General features: G+C 40.3%; 16 protein-coding genes. 14 read left to right on the plus strand and 2 right to left on the minus strand.

Features of this window, described 5'->3' with window-relative positions:
- Position 1 precedes the first annotated feature (1 nt).
- From LUA86_RS10980 to LUA86_RS10990, 3 genes are read left to right on the plus strand one after another with little or no spacing between them, the layout of a single operon-like run.
- Complete coding sequence (locus LUA86_RS10980; RefSeq protein WP_231461704.1) at positions 2–664, plus strand: hypothetical protein; 663 nt, start codon at positions 2–4, stop codon at positions 662–664.
- The gene (locus tag LUA86_RS10985) at positions 661–1,290 is read left to right on the plus strand and encodes an HNH endonuclease (RefSeq protein ID WP_231461706.1); all 630 of its coding nucleotides are present in this window, start codon (positions 661–663) and stop codon (positions 1,288–1,290) included. Before LUA86_RS10980 ends, LUA86_RS10985 begins: the two co-directional genes overlap by 4 nt.
- Positions 1,291–1,292: 2 nt before the next feature.
- Positions 1,293–2,891: an N-6 DNA methylase gene (locus tag LUA86_RS10990; protein ID WP_231461727.1), complete on the plus strand. Its 1,599-nt coding sequence runs from the start codon at positions 1,293–1,295 to the stop codon at positions 2,889–2,891.
- Positions 2,892–3,172: 281 nt separating this feature from the next.
- Here LUA86_RS10990 and LUA86_RS10995 read toward each other — a convergent pair whose 3' ends face one another.
- Together LUA86_RS10995 and LUA86_RS11000 are read right to left on the minus strand one after the other, a co-directional pair.
- A complete protein-coding gene (locus LUA86_RS10995; protein ID WP_231461729.1) occupies positions 3,173–4,105 on the minus strand; it encodes a hypothetical protein in 933 nt (310 codons plus the stop codon).
- The gene (locus LUA86_RS11000; RefSeq protein WP_231461731.1) at positions 4,102–7,362 is read right to left on the minus strand and encodes a hypothetical protein; all 3,261 of its coding nucleotides are present in this window, start codon (positions 7,360–7,362) and stop codon (positions 4,102–4,104) included. Before LUA86_RS11000 ends, LUA86_RS10995 begins: the two co-directional genes overlap by 4 nt.
- A 1,084-nt stretch (positions 7,363–8,446) precedes the next feature.
- On the opposite strand from LUA86_RS11000, the gene LUA86_RS11005 reads away from it, so the two are divergent.
- The 11 genes from LUA86_RS11005 to LUA86_RS11055 are packed head-to-tail and all read left to right on the plus strand — an operon-like array spanning position 8,447 to position 18,089.
- Positions 8,447–9,163: a hypothetical protein gene (locus LUA86_RS11005; protein WP_231461733.1), complete on the plus strand. Its 717-nt coding sequence runs from the start codon at positions 8,447–8,449 to the stop codon at positions 9,161–9,163.
- A 1-nt stretch (position 9,164) separates the two neighbouring features.
- Positions 9,165–9,785 (plus strand): conjugative transposon protein TraK, encoded by a 621-nt coding sequence (traK, locus tag LUA86_RS11010; RefSeq protein ID WP_231461740.1) that lies wholly within the window; start codon positions 9,165–9,167, stop codon positions 9,783–9,785.
- 10 nt (positions 9,786–9,795) lie between these two features.
- Positions 9,796–10,188, plus strand: a complete 393-nt coding sequence (locus tag LUA86_RS11015; protein WP_231461742.1) for a hypothetical protein — start codon at positions 9,796–9,798, stop codon at positions 10,186–10,188.
- Positions 10,172–11,365 (plus strand): conjugative transposon protein TraM, encoded by a 1,194-nt coding sequence (gene traM / locus LUA86_RS11020; protein ID WP_231461744.1) that lies wholly within the window; start codon positions 10,172–10,174, stop codon positions 11,363–11,365. The genes LUA86_RS11015 and traM overlap by 17 nt, the downstream gene beginning before the upstream one ends.
- Positions 11,362–12,189, plus strand: coding sequence for a DUF4138 domain-containing protein (locus LUA86_RS11025; protein ID WP_231461752.1), 828 nt, complete (start codon positions 11,362–11,364; stop codon positions 12,187–12,189). The genes traM and LUA86_RS11025 overlap by 4 nt, the downstream gene beginning before the upstream one ends.
- A 30-nt stretch (positions 12,190–12,219) precedes the next feature.
- Positions 12,220–14,202 carry a type IV secretory system conjugative DNA transfer family protein gene (locus LUA86_RS11030; RefSeq protein ID WP_231461760.1) on the plus strand — a complete coding sequence of 661 codons (1,983 nt, stop codon included), beginning with the start codon at positions 12,220–12,222 and terminating at the stop codon, positions 14,200–14,202.
- A 15-nt stretch (positions 14,203–14,217) separates the two neighbouring features.
- Positions 14,218–14,625: a hypothetical protein gene (locus tag LUA86_RS11035; RefSeq protein WP_231461762.1), complete on the plus strand. Its 408-nt coding sequence runs from the start codon at positions 14,218–14,220 to the stop codon at positions 14,623–14,625.
- Entirely contained in the window at positions 14,622–15,263 is a 642-nt protein-coding gene (locus LUA86_RS11040; RefSeq protein ID WP_231461763.1) for a M23 family metallopeptidase, read from the plus strand. Before LUA86_RS11035 ends, LUA86_RS11040 begins: the two co-directional genes overlap by 4 nt.
- Positions 15,253–16,458 (plus strand): ArdC family protein, encoded by a 1,206-nt coding sequence (locus tag LUA86_RS11045; RefSeq protein WP_231461771.1) that lies wholly within the window; start codon positions 15,253–15,255, stop codon positions 16,456–16,458. Before LUA86_RS11040 ends, LUA86_RS11045 begins: the two co-directional genes overlap by 11 nt.
- 3 nt (positions 16,459–16,461) lie before the next feature.
- Positions 16,462–17,241, plus strand: coding sequence for a DUF4099 domain-containing protein (locus tag LUA86_RS11050; protein ID WP_231461773.1), 780 nt, complete (start codon positions 16,462–16,464; stop codon positions 17,239–17,241).
- 26 nt (positions 17,242–17,267) lie between these two features.
- On the plus strand, positions 17,268–18,089 hold the full coding sequence (locus tag LUA86_RS11055) for a hypothetical protein (RefSeq protein ID WP_231461775.1): 822 nt from the start codon (positions 17,268–17,270) through the stop codon (positions 18,087–18,089).
- Positions 18,090–18,226: the final 137 nt, after the last annotated feature.

Below are 18,226 nucleotides of genomic sequence, written 5' to 3' on the forward strand. Positions count from 1 at the left end.
TATGGAAAAAAGCTACAGGATTGGTTACATTGATGAAAATGGCCAAACCGTAAAACAGTTCGTTAGAAATCTCCGACCGTACGGAATAGAAGTTGTCGGTTATGAATTTACTAAGGGAATGACGCCTGAGGCACTCATGGACCAAGTATATTCATCGGACATTGACCTTCTAATGATCGATTACAAATTGGCGGAATCTAATATAGTTGGTTTCGACGGCGACCAGATCGAACATCTTATTTATACGACCAGACCACAGTTTCCGCACATTATCTTTACCAGTGACACCCAGCAGGCGGAAAACCATGTGGAAGACTGGAAGATCATTTTTGACAAGGCCGATGTTCTCTTCACCGATGACGACAAGGAAAAGACCGAACGATTCATCAATATGCTTACAAGGAGTATCGACCAATATAGGAACCTTGTAGACTCTAAAAAACACAGGCTTGTGGAACTGCTAGCCAAGGGTCATGAAGCTGGACTTAACGCTGCTGAAAAAAGCGAGGTTCTTTCGCTCCAGGATGAGCTCAACAATCTTGACAGTACCAAAGTGATCGAGGTGCCAAAACAATTGGTCTCAATCGAGAACCTAGATAACCTGGAAAAGAATAGAAAAGAAGCTGAGGAATTTTTACAGTCACTTATTGACAAGGCCAAATGACAGTCAGAGATCAGCTGCCTGTCCGCAGGCTGGCACCAACACAAAGCCCCACCGGAGAAAACTGGTCCGCGCATAAACCTGATCTTAAGATAGATTTTAATGATCATTGTGCATATTGCGGATCCTATGATGGTTACCGCCATACCTATTTCGAAGTCGACCATTTCGTGCCAAAAAGCCTATTAATAGTCAAGGGAAAAATTGGCCTATGCCAATACGATAACTTAGTTTATTCGTGTAAGTTTTGCAATAATAAAAAGCTCTCCAAATGGCCGTCGAAAGATGAAGATGTCCGTGTCATAAATGAGACAGGCTTTGTTGATCCCTGCGATGCCGATTTTGACAATCATCTTTTCCGGACTGCCGATGGTGCGATAATGTGGAAATCAAATCTGGGGAAATGGCTGGTTACCAAAGCATTCAAGTTTGATGAACGAAGTTCGTCCATCAAATTGTTATGGGAATTGAACCAAAGAAGGAAAATGTTGGAAACCTTTGCAACAGAACTTGCCAAAAGAGACGTAAATTCGCAGGAATATAAGGACATCAAAGCAAAGGCTGAGAAGATTAGTTGGGAATACTTTCTACAAGACAGCGAGCTGATGAACTATTACAATAGCATTTAGACGTGGACAAAAAAAAATCAGGTTCTTATTACACCCCTCTGCGCCTTGCCGAGGCGGTTGCCAATTATTGCCTTTTGCAACTCAGTGCGGGTGAGCGGATTACCGTGCTCGAACCCAGCGTTGGCGATGGTTCGTTTCTGTCCGCAATCTCCAGCAGCAAAAACTTAGAGCGTTTTGGTTCGGTACTGATTACGGCAGTGGAAAGGAATGCAGAGGAGTTGGACAAGGCCATGGCTCTCCCTTTAGATCCAAAAATAGAGGCAGGTGGGTTTAATATGGACTACCTTGATTACCATTTTGTTGAGCAACAGCTTTTTTCACTGTACATTGGCAACCCGCCCTACGTCAAAAAGAATCTGTTGGACGATAAGCAAAAGGAATTGGCCAGTCTGATACACGCGGAAAAGGGGCTTTCCAATAAATCAATTAATAATATCTGGACTTCGTTCCTTGTCAGTGGGTTGGGAAAACTCGATGAAAATGGTATCCTAGCACTAATATTGCCGCTCGAACTTTTGCAGGTAAAATTTACTGAAGAAATCAGGGAGCTACTTAAGCAGGAATTTGAAAGGATCGAAATATTTACCTTCGACGAACTACAATTCCAGGAATGCAAGGGCCAGGATACGGTTCTTTTGATCGGATATAAGACACATGATGAAGCTGGCACTTTTTATACCAACATCCAATCCTTGGATGAGCTTTTGGAGCAGCGCTTTGAGTTCTATCAGAATACCGCCCTCGCCGAAAAGCATAAAAAGTGGACCCACCACTTCATTTCGCCAGAAGATTATGATTTTATCGAACAGCTCAAGATAAGGTTGGAACCTATTTCACATTATGTGCACAATAAGCCAGGAGTTGTGACCGCTGCAAACAGCTTTTTTATCGTCAATAGCGATACTATTGGGCAATATAACCTAAAAGAATTTGCCAGGCCAATTCTCCAAAAAGGGTTTTTCGTCAATGGATCTGTCGACTTTACAGAGCAAGATTTTGCTGCGCTGGTTGCGGCGAAGAAGCCAAGCTACCTGCTTGATTTTTCAAATTTAGAACGGGAAGATATCGCGGGTGAACTATCTGATTATATAGACATGGGAGTCAAACTTGAATTGCCCACTCGCTATAAGTGCGCCATGAGGCAGCCTTGGTACCAGATCCCAAATATCGCAGATGCACCATCGGCCTTTTTTTTCAAGAGAGCCCACGAATATCCCAAACTGCTCAGCAACGATGCACAGGTATTAGTTACAGATAGTGCATACATGATCGAAATGAGAAATGGCTTTGAGCTTAACGGCTTTATTTTTTCGTTCTATAATTCCCTTACCCTTGCATTCGCTGAGCTCGAAGGACGCTATTATGGTGGTGGGGTACTTGAACTTACGCCAAACGAGTTTAGGGTTCTTCCCGTGCCGTATGTGATTCCAGAAGATTTTGGGCAGTATAAACAAGATTTTAAGAACAAGAAATCGATCGATGAACTTTTAGAACGATACAACTTTAGTATCCTGAACACTTCACTAGGTCTGACACAACTTGAAATCGAAAGGATAGAATCCATAAGAAAGAAACTGGTCAACAAAAGGCACCGCAATTAGGCAAGTCCAAAAAAGTCTATCGAAATAGATTTATGTCGTTATTGAAAGTAAACTGTTTAATTCGTAAGCTAATTTCTATTTGTTAAAACGAGCACTGAATTCATATGGAAATTGAGAGGGAATTCTATAGTTTTGTTTATCTCAAACTTCGCTTGTATGTAGAAAGAAAAATTGTAATCATGCCCAGGAAGAAAAAGTCGCATAATTTGAATTCAAAGGGAATCTAAATGAATGCATCTCAAAAAAAATATCTGAAAAAAAAATCTCTAGTATAAAGGCAATTATATTTCAGAAGTTTTCCTAACTACCTCTATGATTTTTCGAGTGTTAATTTGCTTTTTATATCCAGGGGGAGATGATTTGAACGGAATATGACTATTTTTTTCATTTATGAAGTCGAAATTCTGAGCTTCCTCTAGCTTAGTGAGTGGAATATTGATAACGTGTGTATTGAACATTTGCTGGCCTATATATTTGTAAATAACTCTTTGATTTACATTTCTGTAAGGTGAAACTGCCATAGACCCACCATAATGTCCTGTATTACAAATTACAACGTTACAATAAAGCATTCTTGTTAAAGATTCAGCCATTGCAAAGTAAGTGTTCAAGTCTTTGTTAAGTGATATTATAAAAAGATGGTGAATTCTACCTTGATACAACATTATTCTCTCCAAATCAAAGATATCCGAGCAAATCATTACTCCAAAGTTTCCTAGTTGCTCAGATTCAAATATATACATATTTTGCTCAGGATCTGCTTCACATGCACCAAGACCAACAATACCTTTGCTAAACATGTTACGCTCCATATATGTAAAATATGTTTTGCCAAATTGCATTGCGGAAATTCTCAATGCACTCGATAGAAATCCTGCAGCATCAGGAATACAAATTATCCCTCTATTGCGGATTTTCTTTTTATTTGTAGGGTTAACCTGAAAATCAACTCCCCCAATAATGATTACGTTATATTTTTTACTAAATTTTTTAATTTGCGCAATCTTAGACACGGGTATATGCAATTCAGGAATTAGGATAATGTCAGGCCTGCCATCAACCTTTAACATTTCGATCAAGCCTATGAGTATTTCGTCCCAAACTCGTTCAGCTGATAATAAATTAATATTTAAATCGTATTCTGAGGTTAGACCCCACGCATTATCTGGATTTATAACTGGCTGAATAATGCCAACATTTACTAAATTCTTCATAACCTTTCAAAAAAATTATTGTTAGATTGATTTAAATCATCAATATTAATATAGATAAGCTGCCGTGGTTCTCTACCCTTTAATGTCAGTTGAAAGTTGAGTAGTCTAGTTTGTATTTTTTCTAGGTAGAATTGAAAGTCTTTCAGCCCTTTTATGCTTTTTTCCTTATCGAGAACTATATTTTCATAAGAATAAAAAATGTCGATGGACTTTTTGGAAAAAATTGCACCTAATAAATTACGCATATCAGATGAGAGAGGTTCTTGTTCAAGTATTTGGTAGGCTTGTGTGTATAATTGATCAATAAACTCAATTTTATTAGCGGTTGGTGGCCAAATGAATGACTTTGACAGCAACTTTAAGAGTAGCATCGAATAACCGATGACTAGTGGAAGCTCGCCATTACCCATAAATAAGATTGCACGTGTATTATTCCAGACATTCGATACAGGAAAGTATCTGAAATCATCGATCAAATTTTGGGTTTCTACAAGCTTGAGTCGATTTTCAGACACAATTTGTTTCCATTCATCCCATCCAACCTTCCCTGCTTCAAGCCATTTTAGGGGTATGAGATAATTTGCTGGGTGAACCAAGTAATATCCATAGTCAGGATAGGTAAACGGACTTCTAGCCTTTGAATTTATATTGGATTCAATAATAAAAATAATTTGTTTTACTATCTCAATAAGACTCCACTCCGACAATTTTGGATCAATCCATTTGGCCCCAGCTGATCGTTCCAATGAAAGTTCAAGCCATTTATTTAGAGGCAAATATTCTTTGTTTTCTGCTAGTAAGTGATATTTAAGTTTTGGATATAAATCTATGTATGTGTTAAATATTTCAGAATCTTCTGTTTGAATTTTTTTAAATAAATCATATGTAAATCCATTTTCCTTGACAAAATTTTGCATTTCGGAAAATCGCAGTAAATTATCTTTGGGCGTTTTTGCTATTTCATTCTGTATTCTGTAAAACAACGTCGGTGAAATATGATCAGGATATATAGAAATTATACTCCAGGACAAAGGGAATGATAAGTCTATTTTCTCAACCTGCCTAATAAAAAACTCTTCTTTATCAAACCAGTTGATTTTGTATAAGATATACCAAATAATCTCTACACTAAATCTTTCGTTCTTGTTTTTTACTCCTAGTATACTCCTGAACTTTTCTTGTTCAGACAATTCAATACGCTTATTTAACAAGAATTCAAACTTGTTAAGTCTCGTTGGAGGATTAGCACACTGGCTGGCAATAAAAATCCTAATTTCCTGAAAATTACTCCAAGTCTGATTGACAAATGGGTATCGTTTTTTAGGCTTTCGAATTATAGGCTCGTCAAAGTCTATTACATGATGGATAAATTTCCATGAACAGTAGCTTTTCCAAAACAAAGCTGTTTCATCATGAAGCTCGACAAAAGCACGTTCTAATAATACTTGGATGTTTAACAAACAATAACTTTTCAAATAATCGGCACTTTGAGGGTCTAGACTACATTGTGGAATTAGATCAAAAATTTCTTTTAAACCATCGAATCCGGTTAAGAAGCAAAATTCGATACCGCGCTTCCATAATTTGATTTTATCAGCATTATCTTTAATCGCTTTTAGAAGATGTAAGAATAAAGATTCATGCCGTTTTGTGACTTTCTCTATCGCCTTTGGTAAATTTATAGCAATGTATTCTTCAGCGGCTTCCTGTTTCTTAATTGCTCTAGTTTCATCGGAAATTTCATCATTGCCCTTCGAAATTTCGTCTTTTATTAATTCCTTATATTTGTTATTGATCCAATCAGAATTTAGGGGTGAAAATGGATCTAGTCGATCGAAATCTGGCTTAAGCTCTCTTGCGAGTAAACAAATTTTACTAGCGGCAAACGACATCTTAGTATCTTTCCTAATTTCAGTTGCGGGAAAGTCAGTTAATAGTAAGTGTTTTAGGTCAGTCTCAATATTGGTAAGTTCCTCTTTTTCTAAAAGATCAAAATCTAAGTTATTGATGTTTGACACTTTTTTTAATGTATTAGTCATCAATGGGTTTGGAAAATCAACATCCAATTCCACTGCGTGTTTCATCCTTTTGAGACTAAAACCTTTAGATTTTTGATATTGGAGGCTTTCTTTAGGTTCAACCTTGCTGGGCTGAAATTCTGTGTTTGGACATATTTTTTCTAATTGCTCATTATAGAAATTTAGAAAATCCAAGAGTGCAGGCCTAGATTGAGCTAGAACGACATGATCGTCAACATATTTAAATATTGCAACATCTCTTCTACCATCCATCCATTTGATTATAGCTCGATCTATTTCTAACAATGAAACGTTAGCTAAAAAACCAGCAGCAATTAAACCAGTAGGGAGTCCAGGATAAATGTCTAAGTTTTGCAAATTGTACCCATTTTTTGTAGAAAGTCTTCCCTTAGACCACCCAGTAGTGTCTAAAGGAAATTTTAACATAAGATTAATTGTGAAGAGGATTAAATCAACATCATCTCGATCACTTCCATCATATCTTATTAGACATGATTTAATATTCTTGATTATGTTATTTTTCTCGATAGTTGGAAAAAATGTTTTAAAATCGAGTCCAGCCCAATAGAGAGTATCTAGCTTACCTTCATTCCAATAATTTTTATCGATGTATTGAATATCTTTAAATTGATTTTGTTCTGATTGTTCATAAATTCTAATTTCTGCTTCATCATCTAGATCTTCCTTAACAAAATTTTTGTTTTTTGACATAACCTTAATGGTCAAAGAAATATGTCTCTTGTACAATGGCCAACTTTGATTCCAAGTCCGATATAAGTTTTGCGAAGTATTTTTAAAGCTTCCTCTCACCAAGATTTTTTTTCCTGTCACAGGATTTTCTTCGAACCAAATCGGACGATATAGACGATTTCCATAACTCCATTTTGGCATCTCTCCTTCAACTTTATCACTTATTACATTCGTTATTGCTGTCCAAATCAGTTGATCATCTAAATGAATATTAAAATAGGGCCTAATTTGATGATCACCATTTTGCTTGTCTTTCTTTGGGAAAGGAAATGGTTGTACCGCTTTAGGAAGGTATGTTTTGTCTTGAATTTGTTTAATTAAGAATGGTATCCGCAAAGATAGAGTTGCTTCATATTCTGCTAATTCAATTGGATTATACCATTCATCTAATTTGTTTAGATAATTTTTTACTTTTTTGAATGCGTTGAAAAAATTCTCTTCATTTAAAAACTGCTCTGTTAAGTTCATGCAAGATGAGATGTAAGATTTAGATTAATAAAGATAGCAAAACCTATTGAATACTTATTTTAAAATCCCATCTACTTATGTAATCGGGCAATAACACCGCACAAGAATTGGCAATTAAGAGTGGTTCTTCGCCAATTTTGATGCAATCGTAAAAACCCAATATTTATTGATAAGTACTTATTAATCAGTATACTTATCGCTCAATAAACTTGCTTTGCAACTCTCTTTTTCGTGACTTAAAGCACTAAAAATCAGATACTTTAGCTTTGATTGTACCTCATTCACTTAACCGAAATCTGGCAGCATTCTTTTACGCTGACTGGAGGATCGAAATATACCTTTCAGAAATACAAGATTCCATAGTCCGGCTGTTTGCCCGGAGATCAGAAAAGCACGCTCAATGCCCAACATGCTTGAGGAACAGCAATACCGTCCGCTCATCCTATTTCAGAAAATTAATAGACTTACCTATGGTCATCAATAAAGCATTTATTTTTTTTTAAAATCCAGCGTTTTGCCTTTAAAAATATTAAATGCCTTAAATCGATATTCTCAGAGTGATGTAACGATGATGCTTTGCTATTAAAATGTTTCCTTCTTCCAGTTCCGATAAAATGGATAGCAACCAGTAATAGTTGTGGGTTGCTGAGGTGTTGTTGAAACCTGCAGCCAATTGGTCTATGGGGAGACTGGGGCGCTGAGGTAGAGGGAAGGTCATTTAGCAGGAGTTGGTTTAATGAAATGATTATAAACTAGCATATTGAAATAATTTCCCGATAAATTTTGATGCGCTCCACCTTCATTGAGCGAGTCGGCAATCTTGGTTAAATTTCCAAATAGAGATGTTCCATTCAGCACATATTTGCCAAATTTATCAAACGAGTTTTTTGCTTCTTTTTTATCTCCCTTTTTCAGGAATAAAGTTTTCAGGAAATATAATTCCTCCGTTTACGAATTCTAAAGTTTATTCCACTTTGGTTTATCATAATGATAAATTAAATACTGCAGATGGTACCAGGGATGAATATAGATTGTACCTCAATCAGGAATTAGACCCAGAACGGCGGAGATAAATAATTTGAGAATGCAGCGTGCAAAATTAATGGTCGATGTTGCCGATGAGCTCTTCAAGCTGCAGGCCAGCACTGAAGTTGCAAAAACCGAAGCAGACACCTGGTATGAAAATGCATGGGAATCGGTCAAAAGCTCGGTTAAGGAAGGCTTCTCTGAGGTCTGGAATCCGGTTGTAGAAATGCGCAACCGGCTCCAGGTTGGCCTGCAGTTACTGGCCAGCTCTATCATGGAAACCCTGGCGATATGGCTGCTTCGAATCAGCGTATATGTGATATTTATCGTTCAGATCATATTTTCAACCATACTCATCATCCTTGGGCCTTTTTCTGTCGCAGCAAGTATTCTGCCCTGGTTTCAGCGTTCATTCACTGAATGGATTGCCAGATTCATCTCGGTCAGTCTTTATTCTGGTATTGGCTACCTGGTGATGTATGTTGCATCCCTTTTCCAGCATTTTGCCTTGCAGGCAGAAATTTCACGTTATGCCCAGCTGCTTAGCACCGACGGGGAGAGCGTTCAAAAATTAAGCTGGTTTGCTGCCAACGGCGTACTTTCTTTCGGAATGGTCATTATTGTTTTTGTTATCGGCGCACTTACGATGTTCACCGTTCCAAGTATTTCTACCTGGATTGTGAGTACTTCGGGAGTATCTTCGGCAGCAAGCGCAATGGGTAGCGGGGCCACTAAAATGACCAGTATGGCTACGGCCGCGGTTGGGGGAGTGTGATATGATAATTAAAAATATAGAAGCAAAGATTCGCCTTGCCACTTTCCTTGCCCTTTCGAGTTTCGTACTTGCGCTTTTGATATCTGTTACGGCGAGCTTTTTTGCATACAGACAGGTATCAGATTCCAGAAAATCCATTTACGTTTTGCAGGATGGAGTAAATCCGTTAAGAGCGATAAGGACCGATATAGAACTTAACAGGGCAGCTGAATACCGGGCACATATATCCCGTTTTCATTCCCTGTTTTTTTCCTTGATCCCGGATGAGCATTTTATCGAGTCCCAAATGCGCCAGGCGATGTATCTGATAGATGAAAGCGGAGTGGCCCAGTATAATAACCTAAAGGAAAGGAACTTTTTTAGTTCCGTACTTTCTTCTTCAGCGGTACTGACCATTCAGATGGATTCTATCCACCTGGATGAAAAAAAGGGCTACTTTAAATACTATGCTACCCAGCGGATTGACCGCAAAAGTATGGTCACCATCCGCAATCTCGTTACCGAAGGCCGGTTAAGAGACTTGCCGGCCCGTTCAGAATCTAACCCGCACGCCGTGCTGATAACTTCCTGGAAAACTCTTGATAATACCGAGCGCTCCAGTGTAGAAAAAAATCAATTCTAAAATCCTAATCATGAAAATCCAAAATCATTCTATGCCCAAACATAGGCTGGGAGAATTATGCCTTAAACTGAAGACCAGCATCCTTCAATTTTTTATCCACTCCCGGACCCTTAGCCTAAGCATTATGGGCGCAGCGCTGCTAGCTTCTGCTATATTATGTTTCACCGTGAACCGCTATCCGAAATCCAGCGCTGAAAATCTCTATCAAAACTTCAGCTCAGGTTTACCAAAAGGGGCAATAAGCAATAGCGCCGCTTTAGTGGAAATCCTCTCCCTTCAAGCTGAGCTAAAGACTTTCCTAGATAAAAAGCAGCCCACCAAAAGCGACAGCCTGAGGATGGAACATATTTTTTTCAGGATTCAACAGCTTAATAAATCTTTAAAAAATGATGAAAAACATTGACCTTAAAAACCCCAGATATGTGCTGCCGGTAATATGCCTGCCATTTATTTATCTTCTTTTTTATGTTTATAGCATCAGCCTGGCAAAAGCTCCTGCCCGCAATGAGCAGCCGGGGGAGCTGAGCAGCGAAATCTCCCCAGCCTCCCCTCAGGTGAGTGGCCGGGCCATTGAAGACAAATTAGAAGCTTTTAAGCAGCGTTATAAAAAATCAGACGGCTATACCGCCATGTCAGCACTAGAGCTCAGCAATCCTACAGCAGAAGAACTCTCATCTGCTTACAATGCTAAAGAAAAGCAGATGCTCGATTCAATTAATCAGGCGATAAACAGGGCTTCAAAAAACAGCATCATGGGTAATAGCAGTAAGGCCAATCAAAATTCCTTATCCGCTAATCCCGCTCCAACACGTTATAGCGAGGAAGACAGGGCATTAAAAGCGTTACTCTCTCAATATACTGGTCCAGAAAAATCCCAAAGCGTCAGGCAAACCGATCCCATGGCCATATTCCGCGCGCAGATGGCCATAGTGGATAGCATGAACAAGGCAGCGGCAATGCCGCGGGGCATGCTTTCCAAACAAAGCGAGAACCTGTTGACAGACACTAAATATAATCCTCATCCACTTAAGGTTAGCCAGATGAGTCACCTGCTAGCTGATGATTCAACCATAATGGCTGAAAATTCGGAACAGGGTTTTATTCAGGCCATTATCGATGAGCCCATAACAGGTTACATTGGTTCAAGGGTACCCATCAGGTTACTCAGCGAAATTAAAGTCGGACAATATGAGCTTTCAAAAGGAACTATACTTTATGCGCTTATCAGCGGCTTTTCAACCCAGCGGATATCACTCAGCATTTTTTCGATAGCCCTAAAGGGAGAAATACTGCCGGTGAATTTAGAGCTATATGATTTAGACGGTTTAAAGGGGCTTTATGTTCCAGCTTCCCTGTACCGGGAATTTAGCAGGGAATTAGGCGCTTCCTCACTATCCGGCCTCACGGTTGAATCTTCTACACCTCAAAACGGGCAACTGGTGAGCCTTTTAGGGAAGCTGTTCCAGTCCACTCGAGGCGCTGTAAATAAGCTTGTCCGATCAAATAAAGCCAGAATCAATTATCCAACAAGGGTTTACTTGCTGGATAAATCCTCAAACAAAACCAAAAACCAGTTATGAAACGATACCTCAACTTTGCGCTCTGTTCGCTATTGTTTTACTTTAGTCCATTATACAGTTATGCTACTGAGCTTCCAGTAATTTACATGAGCTTAGAAAGTACCCTGCATTTCCGTTCCCCGGAACCCATCAGTTACGTTGATTTACCAAAGTCAAAGTTAAGGGGAGATTTGCCTTTAAAAAATCTCCTGCGTATTCGCCTGCAGGAAAGCTTTAGTGCGACCAATATTACTGCCGGAAGTTCTATTGGGGTCATAACCATTACCGGAGAGCAGTTTTTTGCCCAATACAGAATCGTATTGGTGGAGCAGGGGTTAATGAAAGCTGACGATGAGGTAGAAATACTACCCATTCACATGCTGCCTCTAATCCCATCACAACCCTCACTCTCTACCCCACAAATGCATGCCAAATCCGTTGCGCTTATTTCATTGAGGGAAAAAAAGCCAATGGCGCTATCAAAACAACGGGGCATTGGTATAAAACTGAATCAAATCCGATGCGCCGGGGATCTCATCTTTCTAGATCTTAGTTTCAGCAACGACTCGGAACTGGGTTATGAGATAGAAGAGCTGAAATTTTCTATAGTCGATAAAAAAATCAATAAGGCCACAAACGCTCAGCAATTTGACCTTAAACCTAAATTCTCCCTTTCTAATCTTCAAACTTTTATTCACCAGGCCAGAAATATATACGTTTTGCCAAAAGCTAGCTTTTCCCCCGCCAAGCGGCTAAGGATAACTTTAGCAGAGCGCCAGCCTTCTTCAAGGACGGTCGTTCTTGAGCTTAGTTATGGTGAGTTGCTCCGGGCAGATGGCTTTTAATCCTACGCTATTGCGCCTCATATTTTTCATATGGAAGAACGTACGGAACTTCAGGGACTGCACCGCTTGTTGCAGTTCTGCATCTATTTATTTGTATCGCTTGATATTGCCTACTTCTCATTAATGCCTTCTATTTCAATAGATTCCCTGAGTATCGGGAAAATCCTGCTCAGTTTGCATCAGGGGATGAGTAGAATGATTATCTACGATAGCCCACTAGCGAGTAGACTTTTTATACTGATGCTTATCTGCCTGGCATCCACCGGTACTTTAAGCAAAAAGCAGCGTGATGTTAAAGTAAATAAGCAGATTCTCCTGCCATTGGCTTTAGGTCTTATGTTTTTTATTTTAAGTCTGCTGTTTTTTTCGGCGCCGCCGATTTACCTATTTGATATGCTTTTACAAGCCGCCTTGTTTTATGGTTTAACCCTGATATCCGGGGTGATTCTGCTCCATATCGCCATGGATAACATTTCAAAAATCATCAGTTCAAAATTTGGAGGTGATAAATGGAACGTAGAATCAGAATCCTTTGAGCAACCTTCATTGCCTTCAAAATCCCTTTATTCAGTTAGCATTCCAATGCTATATTATTATAGGCAAAAGGTGAGAAAGGGGTATATTAATATTGAAAACATCTTTCGCGGGACACTGCTCATTGGCACCCCGGGCTCTGGAAAATCTTTTGGCGTGGTCATGCCATTTTTAAGACAGCTTATTTACAAGCAGTTCTGTGTATGCGTCTATGATTTCAAGTTTCCGGACCTGGCAAGTTTAGCGTACAGCGCTCACTTGAGCGCTAAAAAAAGTGCTCCAGGTAATAAAATGGATTTCCACGTCATCAATTTAAATCAGGTAGAGCTAAGCAGGCGCATAAACGTATTCAAAAGTGAATACATCTGCTCACTGGCTGATGCTTCTGAGACAGCGGAAGCATTGGTTGAGGCCTTAAAAAAGGGTGATAAATCCGGTGGCAGCGATCAGTTTTTTACACAGAGCGCCGTGAATTTTCTCTCGGCGTGTATTTATTTTTTTGCCCGCTACCAGGCTGGCAGATATTCAACGCTTCCACATGTGCTTGCTTTTTTAAATCATTCTTATCAGGAAATCTTTGATTGTTTGATGAGTAATATTGAGCTTTCTTCACTGCTTTCCCCATTCAAAAGTGCCTATCAGGCCAAAGCCTTCGATCAGCTTGAAGGCCAGGTGGGCACGCTGAAAATTTTCATATCCCGTCTGGCCACATTGGAGACATTCTGGGTATTTTCCGGAGATGATTTTTCACTGAAAATCAGCGATCCTTGGAATCCTTCTACGTTGGTGCTAGCTAATGACCCATCCACCCAGAACATTAATTCTGCCTGTTATTCAGTGGTATTAAACCGGTTAACCAGGCTGATTAATTCCAAAGGGAACTTGCCAAGCGCGATAATTCTGGATGAGTTGCCGACGATATTCGTACACAGGATTGAAAACCTTATCGCAACCGCCAGATCAAACAAGGTAGCGGTATTAATGGGCCTTCAGGAGCTGCCTCAGTTTCATCAGCATTATGGCAAAGAAGTGGCCAACACCATTTGTGCAGTAATCGGTAACGTGCTCTCCGGTTCAGTCCGGAGTAAAGAAACATTAGACTGGTTAGAAAAGCTTTTCGGAAAAGTCAAGCAGGAATCCCAGAGCCTTTCCATTGACCGCTCGAAAACCTCTGTCTCGCTCTCTGAGCGGTTGGAAAATCTGATTCCTTCAGGTAAAATTGCAGCCCTGAATACCGGAGAGATGGTGGGGATCTTAGCAAAAGACGCTGAGCATGTTTTTAATGGAAATTTTTCTCCCTCTGCGGTCAACTGCAAAATCAATCTGGATTTAAAGGCTATCGCAGCCGAAGAGGCCACTTATCCGTCCATGCCAGTATTTTATGACTTTAAAGGAACTAAGCAGGCCGTGCTTTCGGAAAACTATATAAAAATAAACCTGGAGGTCTCCGGTATCATTGCCGCTTTGGCAAAATCTTAAATAAACCACAACATTATGGAAAATTTAATTGGCAACATCGCTATGGTCAAAGACCGTATTGATGAATATTTATCGCTCATGCGCATTGGTGTAATCAGCTCGGTTGATGAGAGTCTGCTTTTTGCCAGAATTACTTTTGCTGATTTGAACAATAGTAGCTTCCCGGCTAAAGAAGTACTCATTTTAAAAGATAAATCCGAGCTTTACACTTTGCTGCTCTCTCGTGCAGATAAAATTCCCCTTGAAGATTATAAGCTGCTCTTTCAGGTCAACATGCTTCAGGACAGAGGCGATTCTTCTTCACAAATCCAGGCCTGCCAGCTTTTGAAGTCATCGCCTACCGCAATTGATCTGGCAACTGATAAACTCAGCGCCCGTCTGGAAATCAATGTCGCTCTGCAGCCTCAATCGCATTCAAGATGAATGCCCGCATCAGTTGCCTTTTATTCACGCTCTTTTTAGTTTTCGATTATGGTTTTGTCACTGCTCAGTTTTCCCTCCCGCTTGGAAGTTTTAAAATAACCAGTGCATATAGCATCAGGCTTCATCCAACATTAAAGATGCATAAATTCCACTCTGGAATAGATCTGTCTGCCCGCTATGAACCTGTTTTCAGCATCTTTTCTGGTCTGGTTACAGAATTAGGAGAAAATGAAATCATTGGAAAATACGTCAAGATAACCAATGGCAATCTACAGGGTATCTACGGTCACTTGTCATTTGTGGCATTGAAAAAAGGGGAGTGGATTTCTGCCGGCGCAGTGCTCGGGCTTTCCGGCAACACCGGCCGTTCCACCGGCCCTCATTTACACCTTAGCATAAAAATTTCAGAAAAATTCGTAAACCCGCTGGCAGTGATAAATGCCCTGCTGGCTATTAATATTAAAACTTACATGGAAAAAACTACAACCCAAACCGATAACCTTTCGCTGGCTGCGATGCTGGTATTGCTGGCTCAAAATGGCCGAGTGGTGCTCTCTGAAAAACAAGCGCAGGAATACGGGACAGACGTTTCGGATGAACTGCCCATCGAAGAGGAAGGGGAAGAAGATGATTACTAAAAATATCCCGTTACACCAACAGGTGGCTGACCTGTTAATCGAGCAGCTGCAGAAAGGTACGGCCCCCTGGCAAAAGCCATGGAAAGGGGGAGATTTGGCAGGATTCGAACTGCCCTATAATGTCATTTCCTCGAACCGCTACCGGGGCATCAATGTGATGAATCTGCTTTTAAAAGGATATGAGGATCCCAGGTGGCTTACTTTTAAGCAGGCCGAATCGATTGATGCAACCATTAATCGTGGAGAAAAGGGCACCTTAATTCAGTATGTTAAAACCCATCAGCAAAAATCACTTCGTGATGATAAAGGCAAAATACTCTTCGATGATTTAGGCCAGCCGCTCATCCAAAAGCTTCCGCTGGACAGACCCTTAGTCTGCTCTGCATGGGTATTTAACGCCCAGCAGGTTAGCGGTCTACCGGCACTTAAAAGGATTGAACCATCAGAGAATCAATGGGATCCACTTGGCAGAGCCGAAGCTCTGATTTCGGCATCTGGAGCAGACATCAGCCACCGGCATATCGATGCGGCCTTTTATGATGTTCGTTATGATAACATTACTTTACCTGAACGCAGTAAGTTCTCCTCAGCAGATAATTATTATGCAACAGCCCTGCATGAGCTTGCGCACTGGACAGGTCATCCATCCAGGCTGGACCGCGCATCGCTGATGACCAGCGGTATGATACCTTATGCAAAAGAGGAACTCCGGGCAGAGATTGCTTCCATGATTATTGGCGCGGAGGTGGGTATTGGCCATGACCCTGCTCAGCACGCATCTTATGTAGATAGCTGGGTATCGATATTGACCGATACGCCGATGGAGATCCATTCGGCTGCGGCTGATGCTGAAAAAATATTTGATTTTTTAATGGCGATTGAAAGGAAAAGGGTGCTTGAGACTTCCGCTACTCCGGAGCTGCCCATAGCGCCTGAAAAACAGTTGAAATTCCTATCCACAGGGGATGAAATTCTATATAATGATAATATCTATAAAGTCGAAGGGCACTTAAAGCAGGGCCGGCTGCGCATGTCTCAAATGCCATCAGGTATTCAATTTTCGCTTTCCAGCGCCGACCCGCTTTACGCAGCCCTACTGGCTGAAAAGCTAAGCCAGTCTTCGGGTGTGTCTTTGATAATACCGCCAGCAAAAGCGGCTCCGGAGTACAATATCTTTCAAAACTTAAAACGATGAACTATGAAAACCCAGTTTAATATTAGTGAACTTCCAGTAAGTCAGCTTGAGGCTCTAGGTATATACCAGGACGGGCAGCTGCTGTTAGAACCAGAAGATTTAAGCACCCTGCTTTCCGGCCGAAGAACTACCCTGGTTTCTCTGCATGAGCTCAAAGGAAAAGATTTTACGATTGAAAGGCTGGATGCCAGACTTTCACTTCAGCGCGGACCTACTGGTGAAGTAGAGTTACTTATTCATCCGATTTATAAAAAACCAAGGGCTCATCCCTTGCTTAAAGAGGATGAAATGAAGGCACTAATTTCAGGCGCTAAATCATTTGTTTCCAGAGCGGTTGAACGTGAAGAAGGTAGGGCTACTATGTTTAATGTAGAATATGATAAGCTAACCAAAGATTTTGTGGGTTATGATGTTTCGAAAGTTCAGGCGCCAGATCGGATAAATGGTATGCTGCTTAGCGAAGAAGACAAGTCGGCTTTCAAACGGGGAAATTTGCTCGAACTTGCTGACGGAACTAAAATCCAGCACAGGGCAAGTGAACCTAAAGGGATAATTTCTGACCGAAAGGCATTAGTGCTATCGGTTTTGATCGATGGCGGCATTAGTTACCTACTGCTCCGAGGCATCAGATCACTGAGTGAAAATGTAGATCAGAAAGACCACCTAACGCCAGCCTTTAATTCAGCACTTGCAGAGATGGAAGGGGTGAAAGTGTCAAGGCAACGCGAATTTGGAATGCCTGAATTACCGGTAGAATCTACTATGAGAAAAGTTGGAAGATAAGCTTAGTTAACAATAAATTAAAAGTCATGGATGAAAATAATTATGAATATTTGAAAAAATCATTGGATTACCTTGGTTTTGGTACCCATTTAAACCAGGTATTGCATGAGGCAATCAGAAAGCAGGATATTTCCTTCTCTATCGGTTTTAACCAGCGTTACATTCCCTCGGAATTCAAATCAGATCCCAATAGAGGGGTTGATCAGATGCATTTTGAACTTCGTTTCAACAGATCAAAAACAGGGGATGCATATTTTCTGAATGCCATGGAAGCAAAACTAACAAGATACAATGCTACCGAGCCAATTCAAAAGCGCTTTGAACTGGATAGTAGAAACCGGATTTCTGCCCTTCAAGCCTATAAGCTTCTTTGCGGACAGAGTTTTCGCAAGGATATTTTCGTCCTGGATCTCAACGATTTGCAAGAGAATAAGAATAAAAAAGTACCCGTATGGCATAAACTCGATTTAAAGGTTACCAATAAAGATGGTGAACATCCAATGAAATTATTTTTTCCAGAATATGGATTTGATTTGGAAAAAACCTTTAATAGATACCCTTTCGCAGATTTGCAGGATTCAGATAAACGGGAAGCGGCCATCAAGGCACTGCTTTTCGGGAATTTAATCTCACTAAAAATGGTATTGGATGGCAAAACGGTGTCCGTGTATCTGTCGGCTGACCCGGAGTTTAAGATTTTGAATCTTTATGATGAGCATATGCAACCAGTGAAAAACGAAAAAATTTTTCCAGAGATTGCTATCCCTCAAAACTCCCCGCTGAGTTTTTCTGCACCTGTTGATAAAAATCAGCCAGAACTGGAACCCGAAGTAAAAATAAAAAGATGAATCAGCTTACAGCCTTGACCGATGCCGTAGTTGGAGGACAAGCGTTAGCAATTAGACCTATGTTCCCAATCAATAAATGCCTGCTGAAAAATCATAATACAAAAGTCCTACAAGTCTCTTTCGCTAGCGAGACACAC

Origin of the sequence: Pedobacter sp. Leaf132 (assembly GCF_920984695.1) — a bacterium.
Lineage (GTDB): Bacteria > Bacteroidota > Bacteroidia > Sphingobacteriales > Sphingobacteriaceae > Pedobacter.